Here is a 19447-nt window from a genome sequence, read left to right on the forward strand (position 1 = left end):
TTTTCTCAACTGCGTGTCCCCGGTCGGATGATGCTCACCTTGGTGAGGTTCTTGTTCCTCAGCCAGCTGCTCAGTGTCGCATATGTGCTGCTGCCGTGCTGAATGATGTGGATGGTCCCGCCGTTCACCCCGCTGACGACACCGGCGTGGTTCCAGCGCTTCGAGGACTTGTAGTAGCCGAAGATGACATCGCCCCGGCGGGCATTGCGCTGGGACATCTCCTTGCCTCCCCGGAACCGCTTGAGGTGGTCACGGAGGTTGGCGGCACCCGCCCAGGTGTAGCTGTCGAGCCGCTTGGGACCGATGTTGTTGCGGAACCAGCGGGAGGGGTTCTTGCGCCCGCCCTTGCGGATCTTCATCTTGCCGCCGTGGTGCAGCGCCTTGGAGACGAAGTTCGTGCAGTCCTGCGTGTACTCCCACTTGATGTCGCGGTACTTCAGGGCCCAGTTCGCGGTGCCCTGCGCGTCGGGCGCCGCGGCCCGCGAGACACCCTGGCCGATCGGCTCGGCGTTCACCGGGATCATGCCGTCGCTGTCCAGCTCGACCAGCGGGGGCTCCTCCTCGACGGGGGTGACCTCGTCGATGCTCTCGGCGGCGGGCTCGGCCACGTGCGCGGCCGTCACCGCGGTCTCGTTCTCCGGCATCGTGCCCTCGACCGCGTCGTCATTCGCCTCCACGCGCAGGATGCCCTGCTGGTCGAAGACGAACCGGCCGGGCAGCTCGCCCTCGTCCGGCTCCTCGAAGCCGGTGGTGTGGGTGAGGACCGCACGCTCCTTGATCCGGCCGCGGACGACGACCGTGCTGTTCGGGCCGGACCCGATCAGCAGGTCGCCGAAGGTGGTGGTGACCGAGGAGTAGTGCCGGTTGTGCCGGGCGAACGCCTCGCGGCGGCGGTTCAGCTCCGGCGTCTGCTCGGCGAGCAGCTCACGGAACTTGGCGCCGTTCGGGGAGGAGGCGGTGGCCTGCTCCAGCGTGGTGTACGTGCCCTTGAGGAGCCCGGCACGGGCCGCCGCGTAGTCCCGCACCGTCTGGGTGTAGGTGTCACGGCCGGCCACCGCCTGCGGCTTCACGGCGGCGGAGACCGCGGCCGGGGAGGTGCCGTAGGTGGAGGCGGCGGTGACCGTCACGGTGTGGTCGGCGCCATTGGTCAGACCCGGGACGGTGGCCCGGTTCTCCGCGGTGGTGGTGCGGAAGACCTCGGTGGTGCCCCGGCGGACGACCACGGTGTAGGTCAGGGCGCCGTCGGACGAGCCGGTGTCGGCGGGGGTGTTCCAGGTGGCCAGCAGGCCGCCGTCGGCCGCCACGGCCTTGACGTCCTCGGCGGCGCCCGGGGCGCCCGCCGCGATGTAGTCGACGACCAGCCGGGGCCGCTTGGCCGGGTCCACGGCGCGCGAGGAGTGGTAGACCACACCGGGAGCCGCGGTCTTCTCGTCGCCGAAGCGGAGGCTCAGACCGTGGTTCTCGTCCCCGGAGCGCCAGGCGTCCAGCAGGGTGCCGAGGCCCAGCTCACCCAGCGGGGTGGGCATCTCGTCGTCGGCCTCGTACGCGGCCTCGCCGGTGGCGGCGGCCAGGTCCTGACCGCTCTGCTGCGGGCCCCAGGCGGACGCGAGATCGTGCAGCGTGGCGGCGGGCTCCTCGCAGATCTCGCCCTCCACACAGTCCGCGCGGTGCAGCTTCAGCCGCGCGTCGGTGATCCGGGCACCGGCCGGAACGGCCGTCAGCTCCGGCTTGAACCAGGTGCGCCAGGAGATCCCGCCCGGTGTGCCGACCCGCAGGTGCTCGTCCTGGACGGCGGCGCACGGTGTGCCCCCGCAGTCCTGGGCGCCGACCGGCGCGGCGGCGTCCTGGAGCGCGGCACCGGTGATGGTGACCGAGCGCGTCTGCGCGGCCGGCTCGGACTTCGCCGCCTTGGCGGTGAAGGTCCGCTTCGCGCTCCACGCGGAGCACGCCGTTTCGGTGCACGCGCGCATGGCCCACTGGTAGGAGGTGCCCGGGGTGAGTGTGCCGCCGGGGATCACCGTGGCGACGCGGTTGCCGCTCTCGGCGTCCGAGGGGGGCAGGGTCACGCCGGGCAGGGCGCCGCCGGCCGCGTCGAAGAGCGCGAACTCACCGCTCACCAGATCCCGGTCACCGGAGGTGACCACACCGGAGAGCAGCGGAACGGCGGAGTCCATGCCGCCCTCCTGAAGTGCTCCGGGGACATCGGGCACCGTGAGGACGACCGGCTTGGGGCCCACGCCGAACTGGAACGCGACCACACCGGAGAGCAGCCCGGCGGAGTCCACCGTACGGGCGTGCAGGGTGTGCCAGCCCTTGGTGACCTTGACCTTCACGGTCTGCGGCCGGCCGTGGGTGCCCGCGGGGTCGTACACCGACTGGGCGGTCGCCGGGTCGTCGAGACCCCAGAGGAAGCCCCGGCCGTCGGTGGAGGTGGTGGTGAAGGTGCAGCTGACCTCACCGGGCGCGATGTTGTTCCACTGGTCGCGGGTGAGACCGGTGCAGCTCACCGCGGGGGTGACGGGACGCGCGACATTGGTCCGGAAGGGGGAGTAGGCGCTCCACGGCCCGTACACCGCGCCGTCGAAGGCCCGCGCCCGCACCCGGTACCCGGAGGAGATGAGCTTGTTCGCCGCCGGGAGGGTGAGCTTGGCGACGGAGCCGGAGGCGACCGCCGTGCTCGTGCCCGTCCAGCTGTAGTTGGTGGCGTCGGTGGCCGTGGGGTCCGCGGTCACCTCGAACTGCGCCTGGAGTGTGCCGCCCTCGGGGTCGGCCACCTTCGCGGAGAAGGTGGGGGTCACGGAGGTGGCGTACGTCCGGTTGAGGGACGGGTTGTGCGCGGAGGGCGTGAAGGCCACGGCGGCCGGCGTGCCCGGGAGCGAGTTGTACGTGACGGAGAGCACCGGCACATTGCTCGCCGCGTTGCGCGAGTGGAAGCGCTTCCAGGCGAACTCGTCCGTCTCGTCGGTCGCCCGGATGCCCATGGTGTTCTCCAGGTGCGGGTTGCTCGCCCACGCCTGTACCAGGGTCTTCACATCGGCGGTCACCCAGCCGTCGGTGCAGGCGGTGCCGCCCATGGTCTGGGTGGAGGTCGCCCATTTGCGGTTCCAGTTGGGCTGGGCGGTCCAGCGGCTGGCCGTGGTGGCCGTGCTGGTGTCCCAGACCTCCCAGGAGCGCGCCGAGCAGGACCACGAGTGGTGATTCCACAGCCGCAGCGTGGCCGCCGTGATCTGGCGGTTCTTCACCGGCCGGTTGTCGAAGCGCAGGAAGGAGCGGGCGACCTGGCCGGAGCCGTTGTTGCCGAGCTTCAGTTCCTGTGCGGTCGACTGGTCGGTGGTGTAGCCGTCCTGCACAAAGGTGGTGAAGGTGGTCAGCAGGTTCACCGACGGGTCCACGGTGACCGGGAACTTCGTCGCCGGGTCGGCCAGGAAGGCCCTGCTGGGCCGCAGGGTGAGATCGACCTGGTCACCCCGCTGGGTGAAGGTCATGGCCACGGGCGCGCGGTGGGTGTGCTCACCGGAGCGCTTGTTCACCCGGGCGTCCCACATCACCGGGGCGGGCATGGTGCCCGCGGGCTTGCCCGTCCCCTTGTCGGTGAAGGTCACCCCGCCGTCCTTCGAGGACTCGGCGGTCAGCCCCTTGGCGGTGAGGGTCATCCGCAGGGTGCCCGCCTTGCTCACGGCCTTGCGGGAGCGGAGGGTGAGGAACTGCTCGAAGCCGGTCCTGGTGGCGTCCACGACGAGGTCCGCGTCCGGCAGGGCGTCGCGGTACGTGGCCCTAGTGCCGTCGATGCGCGGCTCGGGCAGCGCGCCCCGCCAGCCGAGGCGGACCTGCTCGCCCTTGCGGCCGGTCAGTGAGACCAGGGGGGAGGAGCCGGCGACGGGGGCCGGGGCGCGCAGGCGGCGGGTGGCCGCGGCGTCGGTCCGCTGCTCGGTGGCGCCGGCGAGGGTGAGGCCGAGCGGGTGCGCCCTGGACGCGATCCGTCCGTCGGCCTTCTCGACCAGATCGATGTCGACGGCGGTCCAGGAGCCGTCCGCGGCGCGGAAGCGGACCGGGCCCGCGGCCTGGTCCTCGGTGAGCGTCCCGTCCGGGTTCGCCCACATGGTGCGGGTCTCGGTGCGCTCACCGACGATCTCGACGCGTTTCTGCCCGAGGCGGGCCTCCAGGATCGCGGCCGTGATGTCGTCGCCCGCGGCCGGCTTTCCGGCGGGCGGGGTGATGACCACCCCGTCGGCCGCGAGGGCGGCGTGCGGTGCGCCCGCTTCCAGTACCAGCGCACTGGCGAGTGCGAGACAGGTACCGACGGCCCAGTAGCGTCTTGGTATGTGACGCTTTGTCACAGAGTGCCCTTTCTTTGAGCTAAAGAAAATGTCAGGAAGTGGCAAAGTTAGTCGGGTCTTTCGGCCATTCTGTGCGCTGAAAGTCCTGAAACGGACAGGCCGAAAGTCATTTGATCTTCATCGGCCGGTGGTTGGGCCGGCGGAGGGGTCTCCGGGGGCCGGCCGGAGCCGCTCCGGCGCGCCGGGCCGGCCGGTGTGGCCGCTCCTTGTAGCAAGGTGCAGTGCCTTATGTCCTCGATGTGGTGACCGCCGGTGCCGACGGGCCGGTGTCCGGGGCCCCATGGCGGCGCTGATCCTCGGTCACTTCCTGCTCGCCGCCCTCGCCGGGCCGCTCACCGCACGGCTGGGAACCCGGGTCTTTCCCGTACTGGCCCTGCCGCCGGCCGCCGCGGTGGTGTGGGCCGCCGCGCACTGGGAGGAGGCCGCCGCCGGCGGGACGGTGAGCTGGTCCCTCGCCTGGCTCCCGGCGTACGACGTCACCATCGCGCTCCGCCTGGACGCCCTCGCGCTGCTGATGGTGCTGCTCGCGGCCGGAGTGGGCGCGCTGGTGCTGCTGTACTGCGTGCGCTACTTCGCCGGGGAGGGAGACAGCCCACTGCTCGGGCGGTTCGCGGGCAATCTGCTCGCCTTCGCCGGCGCGATGCTCGGACTGGTGCTCGCCGACGACCTGATCATCCTCTATGTCTTCTGGGAGCTGACCACGGTCTTCTCCTATCTGCTGATCGGCCACGGCAGCGAGCGCAAACAGAACCGCCGCGCGGCACTCCAGGCGCTCACCGTGACCACCCTCGGCGGACTGGCGATGCTGGTCGGCTTTCTGATGCTGGGACAGGCGGCCGGCACCTACCGGATCTCCGCCCTGGTCGCCGACCCGCCCGCGCCCTCCACCACCGTCTCGGTGGCCCTGGTGCTCGTCCTGGCCGGGGCGCTCTCGAAGTCGGCGATCTGGCCGTTCAGCGTCTGGCTGCCCAATGCGATGGCCGCGCCCACACCGGTCAGCGCCTATCTCCACGCCGCCGCGATGGTGAAGGCGGGCGTCTATCTGATCGCCCGGCTCGCCCCCGCCTTCGCCGACGCCCCGCCCTGGCGGCCCGTACTGCTGGTCCTCGGGGCGCTGACCATGGTGCTGGGCGGCTGGCGGGCACTGCGGCTGGGGGATCTCAAGCTGGTACTGGCCTACGGAACCGTCAGCCAGCTCGGCTTCCTCACCGTGCTGGCCGGTGCCGGGAACCGGGAGACCGCGCTGGCCGCCGCCGCGATGATCCTCGCCCACGCGCTCTTCAAGGCCCCGCTCTTCCTGGTCACCGGGATCGTCGACCACGCCGCCGGAACCCGGGATCTGCGCCGGCTCTCGGGCGTCGGACGCGCGCTGCCCGGGGTCGCCGCGGTCGCCGTCCTCGCCGGGGCGTCCATGGCGGGACTGCCGCCGCTGCTCGGCTTCGCCGCCAAGGAGGCCGCGTTCACCGCGCTGGCGCACGGGGACACGGCGGACCGGTGGACCCTCGCCGTCGTCACCGCGGGATCGGTGCTGACCACCGCGTACACCCTCCGCTTCCTCTGGGGGGCGTTCGCCCGCAAACCCGGTCTGCCGGACACCCCCGTGCACCGGGTCGGCCCGGCCTTCCTCGGCCCGCCCGCGCTGCTCGCGGCGGGCTGTCTGATCCTGGGCCCCGGGGTGTTCTGGCTCAACGGCCTGCTGGGGGCGTACGCCGACGGCTTCCCGGCCGGCCCGCACCCGTACCGTCTCGCGCTCTGGCACGAACCCGGCACGGCGCTGCTCCTCTCGGCCGTCGCCTGGGCGGGCGGCCTGGCGCTCTTCCTGCTCCGCGAACCGGTCATCCGCTTCTCCCGGAGAGTGGCCTGGCCGACCGCCGACCGGGTCTTCGGTCTGGTGCTGCTCGGCCTGGAACGGATCGCGCTCCAGGTGACCGGCTTCTTCCAGCGCGGCTCGCTCCCGGTCTATCTGGCCACCGTGCTGCTGGTGATGCTCGGCGGTCAGCTCGCGGTCCTGGCCGTGGACCGGCCCTGGCGCGGCGCCGCCCCGCCCCGGCTCTGGGACTCACCCGTCCAGGCCGGGATCGCCCTGCTGACCTGTGTGTCGGCCCTGCTCTGCCTTCAAGTGCACCGCCGGATGCGGGCGGTGGTGATGGCCGGACTGACCGGATACGGCACGGCCCTGCTCTTCGTGGTGCACGGCGCTCCCGATCTGGCGCTCACCCAGTTCTGTGTGGAGACGGTCTCCCTGCTGGTCTTCGTGATGGTGCTGCGCCGGATGCCGGTGTACTTCCGGGAGACCATCAGCCGGTGGCGGCTGATGGTGCGGGTGCCGCTCGCGCTGGCCGCCGCGGCCGGGGTGGCGGTGGTGCTCTGGGTGGTCGCCGCCGCCCGGGTGGCCGAACCCGCCGGCGCGGCGCTGGTGTACGAGACCGCCCACCACGGTGTGAAGGACGTGGTGGCGACGATCCTCGTCGAGTACCGGGCCTGGGACACCCTCGGCGAGTCGGCCGTGCTCGGCGTCGCGGCCGTGGGGGTGGCCGGCCTGATCTACTTCAACCGGCGGACCGGGGCCGCCGAGGACTCCGCCCGCGAGGCCCGCCCGGTGCCCGGTGTGCAGGGCGGACGGACCGCCTGGTCCTTCGGGTCCGGCGCCGTCACCCCCGTACCGGCGCCGGAGGACAACGCGCCGGAGCGCACCTGGCTCGCCGCCGGACGCACCCTCGCCCCCGAGTACCGGTCGGTGGTCTTCGAGGTGGTGGCCCGGCTGGTCTTCCACCCCATCCTGGTCCTCTCCCTCTATCTGCTGTTCTGCGCGGAGAATCTGCCGGGCGGCGGATTCGTCGGCGGGCTGGTGGCGGGCGTGGCGGTGACCGTGCGCTATCTGGCGGGCGGGCGGTACGAGTTGGGCGAGGCGGCCCCCGGCCACCCGGGCATCCTGATCGGCTGCGGCCTGCTGCTCTCCACCTCGGTGGCCCTGCTCGGCCTCGCCGAGGGCACCGCGCTGCACGCCTTCTCCCACGAGGGACGGCTGCCGCTCTTCGGCGACTACCACCTCGGTACCCCGGTGGTCTTCGACCTCGGGGTGTATCTGCTGGTTCTCGGGGTTGTCGTGGACATCGTGCGGGCGCTCGGCGCCCGGGTGGACCGGCAGATCGAGCGGGAGGCGGCGGCCGGGACGGGGGCGGGCCGGTGACCGTCAGCCTCACTCTCCTGGTGACCGCCGGGGTGCTGTGCGCCGCCGGCGGGGTGCTGCTGCTGATGCGCGCGCTCAGCCGTATCCTGCTCGGCGCGGTGATCCTCTCCAACGGCATCAATCTGCTGATGCTCGCCGCGGGCGGGGCCGCCGGGCAGGCGCCGCTGCTCTATCCGGGGGTGCGGCTCTCGGCGGTGGCCGATCCGCTGCCGCAGGCCATCGCGCTCACCGCCATTGTCATCACCCTCGCCACCACGGCGTTCCTGCTGGCGATGGCGTACCGCACCCAGCGGGTGAGCGGCACGGACGAGGTCCAGGACGACATCGAGGACCGGCGGGTGGCGCTCCGCGCGGAGGTGCAGGAACAGCGGGCCGCCCTGCGGGAGCGCCACGGCCCCCGGGGGCGCGGACCGGAGGGGGACCGGGCCGAGTACCGCTCGGAGCGCAGACGGCTGCGCTCGGTGCTGCGGGAGGACCGCGCGCTCCAGGCCAGGGCCCGGGACGCCTCGGGCGATCTGTGGGACGACATCCTCGGGGAGGACCCGGGGGACCGCGCGGGCGACGACGGCGGCGGTGACGGCGGTGGCGGTGGCCGCGACGGCCGCCCGGACGGCCCCCGCCCGGAGGAAGGTGCCGGATGAACGCGCTCGTACCCCTGCCGGTGCTGCTGCCCCTCCTCGCGACCGGTCTCGAACTCTCCTTCGGCACCCGCTTTCCGCGCGGCCGGCGCGTGATCAGTGTGGTCGTCCTCGCCGCCGTCCTGGCGCTCTCGGTGACCCTGCTCATCGCCGCCGACAGCCGCGGCCCGCTCGCCGTCCACCTCGGCGACTTCGCACCGCCGCTCGGTGTCACCCTGGTCGCCGACCGGCTCTCCGGGCTGATGCTCACCGTGTCCTCGGCCGTGACGCTCTGCGTGCTGGTGTACTCCCTCGGCCAGGGCATGACCGACCGCGACGACCGCACCCCGCTCGCCGTCTTCCACCCCGCCTATCTGGTGCTGGTGGCCGGTGTCTCCTGCGTCTTCCTCGCGGGCGACCTGGTCAATCTGTATGTCGGCTTCGAGATGATGCTGGTGGCGAGCTTCGTGCTGCTGACCCTCGGCGGCACGGCGTCCCGGCTGCGGGCCGGCGCGACCTATGTCGTCGTCTCGCTGGTCTCCTCCATGATCTTCTTCACCGCCGTCGCCCTGGTCTACGCGGCGGCCGGCACCGTCAACCTCGCCCAGCTCGCGGTCCGGCTGGCCGAACTCCCGCTCGGGGTGCGGACGCTGCTGGAGGCGACCCTGCTGACGGTCTTCGTGGTGAAGGCCGCCGTCTTCCCGCTCGCGGCCTGGCTCCCCGACTCCTATCCCACCGCACCGGCCCCGGTCACCGCGGTCTTCGCCGGACTGCTCACCAAGGTCGGCGTGTACTGCATGCTCCGCGTCGAGACACTGCTCTTCCCCGGCAACCGCCTGGGGGATCTGCTGCTCGCCGCCGCCCTCGCCTCACTGCTGATCGGCGTCCTCGGCGCGGTGGCCCAGACCGATCTGAAACGGCTGCTCTCCTACGTCCTGATCAGCCATATCGGCTACATGGTCTTCGGGATCGGGGTCGGCTCCCGCGCCGGTCTCGGGGGCGCGATGGTGTACGTCGTCCACCACATCACCGTCCAGACCGCGCTGTTCCTGGTCGCCGGGCTGATCGAACGGCGCACCGGGACCACCGAGCTCACCCGGGCCGGCGGGCTGGCACGGGCGGCCCCGCTGCTCGCCGCCCTCTTTCTGCTGCCCGCGCTGAATCTCGCCGGCATCCCCCCGATGTCGGGTTTCATCGGGAAGCTGGAACTGCTGCGGGCGGGTGTCGCGATGGCCGGCGGCTGGGCCTGGACCCTGGTCGCCGCCGCCTGCCTCACCAGCCTGATCACGCTGTATGTCATGGCCAAGGTCTGGAACCTCGCCTTCTGGCGCACCGAGCCGCGGGCCCTGCCCGCGCGCGGCACGGTGCTGGAGGAACAGGACAGCACGGACGACTGCGGCGACGGCGAGGGAGACGTGCACCCGGCCGCCGCCGCGCCGCGGCCCCGGCCGGAGCCGGCGGGACGCGCGGTGACCGCCACGCTCTCCGGCCGGGCCATCACGACCACCACCGAGCGGCTGCCGTCCACCATGATCTGGGCGACGGCGGCGCTGGTGACGCTCTCGCTGGCGTACACCGTGCTGGGCGATCCCCTCACCTCGCTCACCGACCGGTCGGCGGCCGAACTCCTGGAACGTTCCCCCTATATCGAGGCGGTGCTCGGCCGATGACGCTTCCATGATCTCCCTGCGCTTCCGCGACCCGGACCTGCCCCCGTACAGCTGTGTGGTGGCGGGCCGCCGGCGCCGGGTGCTGGATCTGCCGCTGATCGGCTGGCTCGCCGTCATCTGGGTGCTGCTGTGGGGCAATGTCAGCTGGGCCAACGCGGTCAACGGCGTGGTGGTGGCCGTGATCGTGTGTCTGGTCTTCCCGCTGCCGGTGGTCAATCTGGGGCTGCGGCTCCATCCGCTTGGCATCGTGCGGCTGGTGGTCCATCTGCTCGTGGACATGTACACCTCGGGGGTGAAGGTCGCCCGGCAGATGTTCGACAGCAGGCCCTACCGGGCGGCCGTGCTCGCGGTCCCGCTGCGCTGCCGCAGCGATCTGATGCTCACCGCGACGGCGGTCGCCGTCTCCAATGTCCCGGACGGGTCGGTGGTGGAGGTGCGCCGGGCCAATGCCACCCTCTTCCTGCACATCCTGGAGGCGGACGACCCGGCCGCGGCGGACCGCGCCAGACGGTCGGTGTGGCGGATGGAGGAGCTGGTCGTCCGGGCGTTCGGCGACCGCGCCGAGATCGAACGGGTCCGTGCGGCGCCGCCCCGGGGAGACGGGCGGTGAGCGGGCCGCGCGCCGTGGACCAGGCGCTGCTGACCGCCGCGGCCGTGATGATCCTGATCGCCGGGGCGCTGGTGGTGTACCGGATCTGGCGCGGTCCCACGATGCTGGACCGGGCGATGGCGCTCGATGTCTGTGCCGCGCTGATGATCGCGGGCATCGCGGTGCGGTCCGCGTTCACCCGGGACGCCTACTACTTCCCGATCATGCTGGTGGTGGCCTTTCTGGGCTTCACCGGCTCGGTCGGCATCGCCCGCTTCATCGCGGTCCGCGACCGGGCCCCGGACCGTCCGGCCGGCGGCGAGGACCCCGGGGAGGTCCGGTGAACGGCTGGGCACAGGCCGCCGACACGGCCGGCGCGGTCCTTCTGCTGCTCGGCGCCGCGGTCAGTCTGCTCGGGGCCATCGGGATGCTCCGGCTGCCCGATGTGCTCTCCCGCGGCCATGCCGCGACCAACCCGCAGTCGCTCGGCATGCTGCTGGTACTGGGCGGGGTGGCCCTGCGCCTGCGCAGCGGGATCGACCTCGGCACGCTGGGCCTGATCGGCTTCTTCCAGCTGCTGACCGGCCCGGTCGCCGCCCATCTGGTGGCCCGGGTGGCGTACCGCACCGGTCATGTCGGCCGTGCGGGGCTGCTCTTCGACGAACTGGACGAACAGCTCAGCGGCGGGCCCGGACCGCGCGGCCCCGCCGGGCCGGACGGGGAGTGAGCCCGGCCGGCGCACCGGGCGGGCTCAGTGGAGGAGTCCGCCCGAGGGGTGGACCGCCGCGCGCTGGGGCGGTGTTCGCGGCCGGAGCTGATTTCCGGCCGGCATGGGCAGCAGACTTCGCAGCGCGGGGGAGGGCTCCAGGCCGAGTTCGTCGAAAAGGATGCGGCGGCATTGTTCGTATTGTCGTAGCGCCGCTCCTCTGTTTCCGGCGGCGAGATGCGCTTTCACCAGGACCCGGTGTGCGCTTTCCCGCAGCGGTTCCGCTCGTACGGCGGCGAGTGCGGCGGCGACGGCCTCGCCGTGGCGCTTGGCCGCGGTGAGGCGTTCGGTCATCGCCTCCAGTGCGTGGAGCCGGAGTTGATGATATTGCTCCTGCTCCAGAAGAATCCAATCGCTCTCCGACCATTCCGGCAGCAGATCGGCCGAGAAGTCCGCCCGGGTCCGGGTGGTGAGAATGTCGTCGCAGGGGTGCGAGGCGTCGAGGACGCGGTGCGCGCGGGCCACGGCCTCGTGCAGATCCACGGCGATGTGCTGGGGAAACGAGAGTTCCTGGGTGGATGTGTCGATGAACTGGTGTCCGTTCCGCGCCGCCCGCCACAGGGACGACCGGAGATTCGCGTGGGCGCGTGGTGCGGTGACATCGGGCCACAGCATTCCGGCTACATATGTTCGAGTGCGCGGCATCTCCTGCAGTGCGAGAAATGCGATGAGACGTTGGGCGCTGGAACACATCGGAACGCGAATGTGATCGACCGACAGCGAAAATCCCTTGAGCAGTCTGAGCGTGACGACATGGGCGTGTTCGTGCATCTGCTCCCCCGGCCGGTGTCGGCTCCAGTGATCCTCTGTGCGCTTCCCGGGATGCTGGAGGACATATTACGAAAGAACCCGTGATCGTGCATCGGGAGTCTTTGTGCGAAAAATGCGAAAGGTGTTGTCGGAGCATCACCGAGACGTCGCGGAAACGTCACCCGCGCGCTTCGAGTAACTCATTGAGCCAGGTCCGCACGGCGGCGATGACATCGTCGGCGCCGCCCGCCGCCAGCGGTGGTGCCCGGTGCCCGTCGACGGACCGGAGAACGCGTGCCCGGAATCCGTCCGGTCCGCCGTCCTCCACCCATACCCGCAGGATCAGTACACCGGTGTGCTCCGAGGGGGTCTCCATAAGCGGACAATCATGTCCGCGACGGTGTCACCCGGGCGTCGCGGATCCGTCGCGCCGGCGTCCGCGCGGCCGGCCGAACGAGCCCGTGACGGCCGGGTGACGCACGGATCGCGGCCCCGACACGGCGGCCTCCCCATGCTGGCCGGGCAGGTTGCCGTCAACCGGTCCGGGGGTGGATCCGCGTGGGGGATTACGGTGTCATCGCCGATGTCTCGGCGATCATGGTGGACACCCTGACACGGGCCCTGCGCCCCCTCAGCCGGGTGGAACCGCCGATCGCGGAGCTGAACGACCTCTCCGGCACCGTACAGACACCACCGCCCAAACTCACGGTCTTCCTGTACGACATCGCCGAGGACCCCTCCGCGCGCAACCGGCCGCCGGTGCGCTCGCGGCCACCGGACCCGCCGACGACCCGCAAGCCCCCGATGGCGCTGCTGCTGCGGTATCTCATCACCCCCTGGGGCGGCGACCAGGACACCCAGCACCGGATGCTCGGCCGCGCCCTCCAGGCGCTCTACGACGAGGCGATCCTGGACGGCGGCCGGCTCTCCGGCACCCTGGCGGCGGGCAATGACGCGCTCCATCTGAGCCTGACCCCGCTGCCCCTCGATCAGAAGTCCTGGGTCTGGTACGCGATTCAGAAGCCGTACCGGCTCTCGCTCAACTACGAGGTCAGGGTGGTCAATCTGGACGCGGAGCTCACCCTGCCGGTCCGGCCGGTGCGCAGTAGGACGCTTCAGGGGGAGCCGGTGTCATGAGCCGCTTCCTGCCGCTGGAGCGGCCGCCGCTGCACAGCCCGGTCTGGTTCGTGCCGTTCGACGAATTCGCCGGGCGGGTGCGCACGGCGGGCGTCGAGGCCCGCCTGGAGCGGCTGGCCGACGGCGGCTGGCTGGCCCTGGACGACCCGGCGGTGCGCACCCCCAGCGGGGCCATCGCCTATCCCCGGCTGGGCCGGCGCGGCGGACTCTGGACGGCCCGGCCGCGCCTGCACCGGGTCCGATTCGCCGCCCCCGGGCTCCAGCCGCTGTACCCGGCCGACGGCGTGCCCTTCTCGGCCGCCCTCGACGGTGTCGAATTCACCGTCCAGCCCTACGATCCCGGCCGGCCGCCCGGCGGTCCCGACACGGCACGGCTGGTGCGGCTGCTCCCGGCGGTGACCTTCGCCTACCCGCCGCGGGTGCGCACGGTCCACGGCACGGTGCGCGACGCCGTCACCGGGGCGCCGGCGGCCAATGCGCTGGTCGAGTCCGACGGGCGCACCAGCCGGGACCGGACGTCCTGGCACGAGCGCACCCTCACCGACGCCTCGGGAGCCTTCCGGCTGGCCCTGCGCTGGGAGGGCGTGAGGGACGGCACCGGCACCGAGGAGGAGACCTTCCGTCTGCGCGCCGCCGAACGGCCGGGCCGGGCCGGGTCACTGGTCCTGCGGCTGCCCCGGGACGGGCAGGGCCCGCACGTCATCGAGATCCGCGAGAACTGAGGAGTCGTCCATGGCGGAGTATCTGAGCCCCGGGGTCTACATCGAGGAGATCGACGCGGGTCCGCGGCCGATCGCGGGCGTGAGCACCAGCACGGCCGGCATGGCCGGTGTCACGGTGCGCGGCCCGTACACCGGGAAACCCAAACTGGTCACCAACTTCCTGGAATTCCAGAACACCTTCGGCGGCTTTCTGCCGGAACCGGAGCAGCCCGTCAGGGACGCCTGGGCCAACGACCCCGCCGAGGGCGGCCGGTGGTGGCTCTTCCCGCTGGCGGTCAAGGGCTTCTTCGACAACGGCGGCCGGCGGCTGTACGTCAAGCGGGTCGCCGCCGCCGACGCCGTACCCGCCTCGGGGACGCTGGTCCACGGCCTGGTGAGCCCGGTCACCGGCGACGCGGCACGCGGCGCGACCGCCCTGGAGATCGGCCATCTGATCGGCTTCACCGGAGTGGGACAGCCGGTCCGGATCGTCCGCGGCGACGACGGGCAGTCGATCCACACCGCGGTGATCGCCGGCTACGACCGGAGCGCCCGCCGGATCGAACTGAGCACCGCCCTGCCCGCCGAGGTCAGGACCGCCCGCGGCGACTACGTCCAGGCCGGGCCGCGCGGTACGGAGACCACCCTGAGGTTCTCCGCCGTCAGCCCCGGATCGTGGGGCGGCGCGGTCCAGGTCCGGGTCCTGCCGGTGGCCGCCGCCGCGCTGCCGGTGCTGCCCGATCCGCAGGAGGGCGCCCTCTTCGTCACCAGGCTCACCGAGGACGCGGCGGCCGGCGGCGACACGGTCGAGGTCGCCGCCGCGGCCGGACTCGACCCCGCGGAACTGCCCGCTGACGTCTGGGCGCAGATCGGCACCGGCCGGTTCCGCGTCACCGTGGGCGAGCCGGCCGGCGGCAAGGTCACCCTCACCTTCCCGGCCGGCACCGCCCATCCGGCCTGGCGCGCCGGGCTCCTGGTGCGCCGGGTGCGCCGGGGCAACACCGCGGCGGGCCGGACCCTGCGGATCGGCGGCGCGAGCCGGCTCTACCCGGACGCGGTCGTCCAGCTCGACAGCGGTACCCAGCTGACCGTACGGCGGGTCGACACCATCGCGGCGGACCTCGTCACCTTCGACGCCGACCTCCCGGCGACCTTCTGGGAGACCGACCGGATCGCGCTCGTCGAGGCACAGGTCGGCACCCGGTTCACCGACCCCGGCGGCGCCGCGGTGACCGAGACCTTCGACAACCTCCGGCTCACCGGCGAGAGCCCGGCGAACCTGGTCACCGCGCTGGAGAGCCGCTCCCAGCTGGTGCGGGCCGAGGCACTGGCCGGTCTCTCCACCGACCCGGCCCGCTTCCCGCTCCCGGTGACCGGCTCCTGGCTCACCCTGGAGAACGGCGACGACGCCCACGGCCGCCTGAGCGTCGCCGACTTCGTGGGCACCGACGGCGGCAGCGGCCGGCGCACCGGGATCGTCGCGCTGGAGGACATCGACGAGATCTCCGTCTGCGCCGTGCCCGGGGTCTGGTCGGGCACCGTGGAATCCGCCCTGGTCACCCACTGCGAACTGCTCAGGGACCGGTTCGCGGTGCTCGACCCCCGCGACGGCCTGGACATCGAGGGCGTCCAGTCCTTCCGGGAGCGTTTCGACACCCGGTACGCGGCCCTCTACTACCCCTGGCTCGTCACCAGGGACCCGCTGACCGGCCGGGATGTCGAGGTGCCGCCCTCCGGCCATCTGGCCGGCATCTACGCCAGGGTCGACGCCGACCGGGGAGTGCACAAGGCACCGGCCAACACCGTCATCCGGGGCATCCGGCTCACCGACGGCATCGCCCAGGACGTGACCAGGCGCCACCAGGACGTCCTCAACCCCAGGGGGATCAACGCACTGCGCTTCTTCCCCGGACTCGGCCACCGGGTCTGGGGCGCGCGCACCCTCTCCTCGGACACCTCGTGGAAGTACATCAATGTCCGGCGGCTCTTCCTCTATCTGGAGGAGTCGATCGACGAGGGCACCCAGTGGGTGGTGTTCGAGCCCAACGACGAGGCGCTGTGGGCGCTGGTCAGGCAGACCGTGACCAACTTCCTCACCACGGTCTGGCGCAGCGGCGCACTCGCCGGGACCACCGCCGACGAGGCGTTCTTCGTCGCCTGCGACCGCACCACGATGACCGAGGACGACCTGGCCAACGGCCGGCTCATCTGTGTCATCGGCGTCGCGCCGGTCTTCCCGGCCGAGTTCGTGATCTTCCGGATCCAGCAGCGGACCCGCGAGAACCAGCTCGGCTGAGCCGGCCCCCGGCCCCGAACACACGGCCACCAGCAACGGAGAAGAGGCCACCATGCCGCCCATCACCAGGGACGACCCCTACGCGTCGTACAACTTCCAGATCATCGTCACCAATGTCAGCGACGACGGTGTCGCGGTCAGCGGCTCCTTCACCGAGGCCAGCGGGCTGGAGCTGGAGATCCCGCCGATCGAGTACCGCAACGGCAGCGAGGACATCACCGTCCGCAAGATCCCCGGACTGAAGAAATTCACCAACCTCACCTTCAAACGCGGCATCACCGGCCATGTCGGCTTCTGGAACTGGGTGGTGGAGGCGCTCAACGGCAAGGTCCGGCGCACCTCCGGATCCATCGTGCTGCTGGACGAGAACCGCCAGGAGGCGATGCGCTGGAACTTCGACCGCGCCTGGCCGACCAAGTACACCGGCCCCTCGCTGAGCGCCGGCAAGAACGAGATCGCCATGGAGACCCTGGTCCTGGCGGTCGAGAAGCTGGAGATCGACGTCTGACATGACCACTGACGCGCTCCCCGGCGCAACCCTGACCTCCGAACCGCGCGGCTCGGGCGAGGAGCCGCTGCGGACCGATGTGGCCGTGTTCCTCGGCCGGCTGGGCCGCGGCCCGTTGGGCACTCCGGTGCGGGTGGAGAGCCGGCTCGCCGCCGAGGATGTCTTCGGGCCGGCCGGCGACGCGTCCGACACCCCGCACGCCGTCCGCGGCTTCTTCGAGAACGGCGGCCGCACGGCCTGGGTGGTACGGGTCTGCGGCCCCGCCGGGACCGCGCGGGCCGTGTGGCACGCCGGGCCGGTGAACGGCTTCGCCGCCGTGCGGTATCTGGCCGTCGCCACCAGCCCGGGAAGCTGGGCCAACGGCGGCCGGATCACCATCCGCCACCGGTCCAGCACCGTCGCCGGGCCGCCGACCGTGAGCGTACGGGTCAGAGTGCCGGGGGAGCCGGCCGAGACCTTCGGCGACATCCCGCCGGCCGAGGTCGCCGAACGGCTCACCGCCTCCCGGCTGATCCGGCTCGTCCCCGACGGGCCGGCGCCCGCCCCGGGCCCGCCCGGCCCGATCTCGCTCTCCTGGGACCTCACCCTCACCGGCGGCACCGAGACACCCCCGGGCGCGCCCGAGTACTCCGCCGCCGTCGCCGCACAGGCCGAACTCCCCGAGCCCGCCCTGGTGTCCCTGCCCGACCTCGGCCGGGACCTGACCGGGGCCGCGCACACGGATCTGGTGCTGGAACTGCTGCGGACCGTCCGCCCGCTGCTGGACCGGCTGGTCGTCCTGGACGTCCCGCCCGCGCTCTCCTCGGCGGACTCCGCCGTCGCCTGGACGGGCGCCCTGGCCGCCGCCGGCGACGACGAACTGCTCTCCACCGCCGCCGTCCACCATCCGCCGCTGCGGATCCCCGGCGGGCACCGGACCCGGACCGTCCCCGCCTCCGGGCACGTACTCGGACTGATCGCCCGGCTCGACGCCGAGCGCGGCGCCCACCACACCCCGGCCAACGCGGTGCTCCTGGAGGCGGTCGACCTGGCGGTCGCCTTCCCCGGGCCCCAGCAGGTCCGGCTCTTCGGAGCGGGCGTCAACCTGATCCGGTGCAGCCGGGGCCGGGGCCTGACGGTCTGGGGCGGACGCACCCTCTCCGCCGCCCCGAGCACCCGCTACATCGCCCACCGCCGGCTGCTCCATCTGCTGGTCCGGGCCATCCGGCGGGCCGCCGCGCCCCTCGTCTTCGACGTGAACTCGCCCGAGCTGCGGCTGGCCCTGGTGCGTGCGGTCACCTCCGTACTGCTGGCCGCCTTCCGGGCCGGCGCGCTCGCCGGCGCCCGGGCCGAGCAGGCGTTCCGGGTGGTGTGCGACGACGGCAACAACCCGCCGGAGGCCGACCCCGGCCGGGTGGTCTGCGACATCGAGGCGGCCCCGGCGGTCCCGATGGAATTCATCCGCATCCGGCTGGTGCTCGGCCGGGACAGCGGTCTGGAGGTGATCGAGGCATGACCCCCGACCCGCTGCCCAAGTACCGCTTCCTGGTCACCCTCGACCCCGGGGACGCCTATCTCCCCGCCGCCCAGGCACTGCTGCTGCCGCTGGCCGCCGCCGGCGGATTCCAGGAGGTCACCGGCCTCGGCGGCCAGCTGGAGGTGACCGGCTGGCCGGAGGGCGGCCGGAACGACTCCGTACACCAGCTGCCGCTGCGCCACACCTGGAACCGGATCGTCCTCAAGCGCGGAGTGGTGCGCGACCCCGGTCTCTGGTCCTGGTACCGGGCCGGACTGGCCGACGCCATCGGGGCCCGCCGCGACGGCGCGGTGATCGTCCTCGGCCCGGACGGCGTCCCCGGCGCCGCCTGGGCCTTCCACGGCGGGCTCGCCGCCAAGTGGAGCGGCCCCGACCTGCACGCCGAACAGAACGCCGTCGCCGTCGAATCCCTGGAGATCGCCCACGAGGGACTGACCGAGGTCCTCCGGGACACCGCGGCGACCGCACTGCGACAGATCAACAACCCGAGGTGAGCGACATGCCGAAAGTGACCATTCACCACCTCGAAGTCCGGTTCCGGACCGAGGGCGACGACGCGGCCGTCTTCACCCGCCTCTTCAACCAGCACATCCGGGCCTGGGCCCGGCTGTACGAGGACGCCTGCGCCCGCGACCGGCACACCGGTGCCGAACGGCGGCTCGGCGACACCGGCGGCGGGGAGGGACCGAGGTGAGCGTCACCCCCGTCTCCTTCGCCCGCCAGGGCGCCGCCCGCGCCCGGCTGGAGATCGTCCGCCCGGTGATCGCCGACGAGCGCCGGCGGCGGATCCCGCTGCGCTTCAACCCCGCCGACTACAAACTGAGCAAGAGCAACACCTTCGCCGAGATCACCATCCCCGGGCTGGAGACCCCGCCGCTCCAGTACGTCCGCGGCGGCACCGAGACCCTCACCGTCCAGGCACTCGTCGACACCTCCGACACCCTGGAGAACGTCCGCACCGCCTATGTCGACGCCGTGCGCGATCTGCTCCGCCCCGACAGCCGCGAACACGCCCCGCCGGTGGTCCGCTTCGTCTGGGACGAGGCCGTCTTCACCGGGGTGGTGGAGAAACTGGACGTCAGCTACCAGCTCTTCCGGCCGGACGGGGTGCCGCTGCGCGCCCTGCTGGATCTCGCGCTCAAGGAGTACCGGACGGCCGCCGTCCAGACCGCCGCCACCCCGTTCTCCTCGCCCACCGTGGAGAAGAGCTATGTGGTGCGCCGGGGCGACACGCTGAGCAGTGTCTCCGCCGCGCTCTACCGGCGCCCCGATGCCTGGCGGGAGCTGGCGCGGGCCAACGGCATCACCGATCCGCGCGATCTGCGTCCGGGCCGGGTGCTCACCGTGCCCCGGCTGCCGTGAGGAGCCGG

General features: G+C 72.3%; 17 protein-coding genes. 14 read left to right on the forward strand and 3 right to left on the reverse strand.

Annotated features, from left to right (window positions below; genetic code table 11):
* Positions 1–5: 5 nt before the first annotated feature.
* Positions 6–4337: a DNRLRE domain-containing protein gene (locus AAFN69_RS13215; RefSeq protein ID WP_347728633.1), complete on the reverse strand. Its 4332-nt coding sequence runs from the start codon at positions 4335–4337 to the stop codon at positions 6–8.
* 280 nt (positions 4338–4617) lie between these two features.
* Here AAFN69_RS13215 and AAFN69_RS13220 point away from each other — a divergent pair, with 280 nt between their 5' ends.
* Genes AAFN69_RS13220 through mnhG form a run of 6 tightly spaced genes read left to right on the forward strand, consistent with a single transcriptional unit; the run spans position 4618 to position 11130 of the window.
* Positions 4618–7527, forward strand: a complete 2910-nt coding sequence (locus AAFN69_RS13220; protein ID WP_347728634.1) for a Na+/H+ antiporter subunit A — start codon at positions 4618–4620, stop codon at positions 7525–7527.
* The gene (locus tag AAFN69_RS13225; protein WP_347728635.1) at positions 7524–8168 is read left to right on the forward strand and encodes a Na(+)/H(+) antiporter subunit C; all 645 of its coding nucleotides are present in this window, start codon (positions 7524–7526) and stop codon (positions 8166–8168) included. The genes AAFN69_RS13220 and AAFN69_RS13225 overlap by 4 nt, the downstream gene beginning before the upstream one ends.
* A complete protein-coding gene (locus tag AAFN69_RS13230) occupies positions 8165–9814 on the forward strand; it encodes a Na+/H+ antiporter subunit D (protein WP_347728636.1) in 1650 nt (549 codons plus the stop codon). Before AAFN69_RS13225 ends, AAFN69_RS13230 begins: the two co-directional genes overlap by 4 nt.
* A gap of 7 nt (positions 9815–9821) precedes the next feature.
* A complete protein-coding gene (locus tag AAFN69_RS13235; protein ID WP_347728637.1) occupies positions 9822–10424 on the forward strand; it encodes a Na+/H+ antiporter subunit E in 603 nt (200 codons plus the stop codon).
* The gene (locus tag AAFN69_RS13240; RefSeq protein WP_347728638.1) at positions 10421–10747 is read left to right on the forward strand and encodes a monovalent cation/H+ antiporter complex subunit F; all 327 of its coding nucleotides are present in this window, start codon (positions 10421–10423) and stop codon (positions 10745–10747) included. The genes AAFN69_RS13235 and AAFN69_RS13240 overlap by 4 nt, the downstream gene beginning before the upstream one ends.
* Positions 10744–11130, forward strand: a complete 387-nt coding sequence (mnhG, locus tag AAFN69_RS13245) for a monovalent cation/H(+) antiporter subunit G (protein ID WP_347728639.1) — start codon at positions 10744–10746, stop codon at positions 11128–11130. Before AAFN69_RS13240 ends, mnhG begins: the two co-directional genes overlap by 4 nt.
* Positions 11131–11154: 24 nt before the next feature.
* Here mnhG and AAFN69_RS13250 read toward each other — a convergent pair whose 3' ends face one another.
* On the reverse strand, positions 11155–11784 hold the full coding sequence (locus AAFN69_RS13250; protein ID WP_347728640.1) for a bacterial transcriptional activator domain-containing protein: 630 nt from the start codon (positions 11782–11784) through the stop codon (positions 11155–11157).
* A gap of 313 nt (positions 11785–12097) precedes the next feature.
* A complete protein-coding gene (locus tag AAFN69_RS13255) occupies positions 12098–12295 on the reverse strand; it encodes a hypothetical protein (protein ID WP_347728641.1) in 198 nt (65 codons plus the stop codon).
* Between the two features lie 182 nt (positions 12296–12477).
* Here AAFN69_RS13255 and AAFN69_RS13260 point away from each other — a divergent pair, with 182 nt between their 5' ends.
* The 8 genes from AAFN69_RS13260 to AAFN69_RS13295 are packed head-to-tail and all read left to right on the forward strand — an operon-like array spanning position 12478 to position 19439.
* Positions 12478–13056 carry a DUF4255 domain-containing protein gene (locus tag AAFN69_RS13260; RefSeq protein ID WP_347728642.1) on the forward strand — a complete coding sequence of 193 codons (579 nt, stop codon included), beginning with the start codon at positions 12478–12480 and terminating at the stop codon, positions 13054–13056.
* Positions 13053–13778, forward strand: a complete 726-nt coding sequence (locus AAFN69_RS13265) for a carboxypeptidase-like regulatory domain-containing protein (RefSeq protein ID WP_347728643.1) — start codon at positions 13053–13055, stop codon at positions 13776–13778. Before AAFN69_RS13260 ends, AAFN69_RS13265 begins: the two co-directional genes overlap by 4 nt.
* Positions 13779–13788: 10 nt before the next feature.
* Positions 13789–16053: a phage tail sheath C-terminal domain-containing protein gene (locus AAFN69_RS13270; protein ID WP_347728644.1), complete on the forward strand. Its 2265-nt coding sequence runs from the start codon at positions 13789–13791 to the stop codon at positions 16051–16053.
* A gap of 52 nt (positions 16054–16105) precedes the next feature.
* Positions 16106–16561: a phage tail protein gene (locus AAFN69_RS13275; RefSeq protein ID WP_347728645.1), complete on the forward strand. Its 456-nt coding sequence runs from the start codon at positions 16106–16108 to the stop codon at positions 16559–16561.
* Position 16562: 1 nt separating this feature from the next.
* Positions 16563–18056, forward strand: coding sequence for a phage tail sheath subtilisin-like domain-containing protein (locus AAFN69_RS13280; protein ID WP_347728646.1), 1494 nt, complete (start codon positions 16563–16565; stop codon positions 18054–18056).
* A complete protein-coding gene (locus tag AAFN69_RS13285) occupies positions 18053–18571 on the forward strand; it encodes a phage tail protein (RefSeq protein WP_347728647.1) in 519 nt (172 codons plus the stop codon). Before AAFN69_RS13280 ends, AAFN69_RS13285 begins: the two co-directional genes overlap by 4 nt.
* A 5-nt stretch (positions 18572–18576) precedes the next feature.
* Complete coding sequence (locus AAFN69_RS13290; RefSeq protein ID WP_347728648.1) at positions 18577–18771, forward strand: putative phage tail protein; 195 nt, start codon at positions 18577–18579, stop codon at positions 18769–18771.
* Positions 18768–19439, forward strand: a complete 672-nt coding sequence (locus AAFN69_RS13295; RefSeq protein ID WP_347728649.1) for a LysM peptidoglycan-binding domain-containing protein — start codon at positions 18768–18770, stop codon at positions 19437–19439. The genes AAFN69_RS13290 and AAFN69_RS13295 overlap by 4 nt, the downstream gene beginning before the upstream one ends.
* Positions 19440–19447 lie beyond the last annotated feature (8 nt).

Origin of the sequence: Streptomyces sp. CAU 1734, from assembly GCF_039888735.1 — a bacterium.
Classification (GTDB): domain Bacteria; phylum Actinomycetota; class Actinomycetes; order Streptomycetales; family Streptomycetaceae; genus Streptomyces.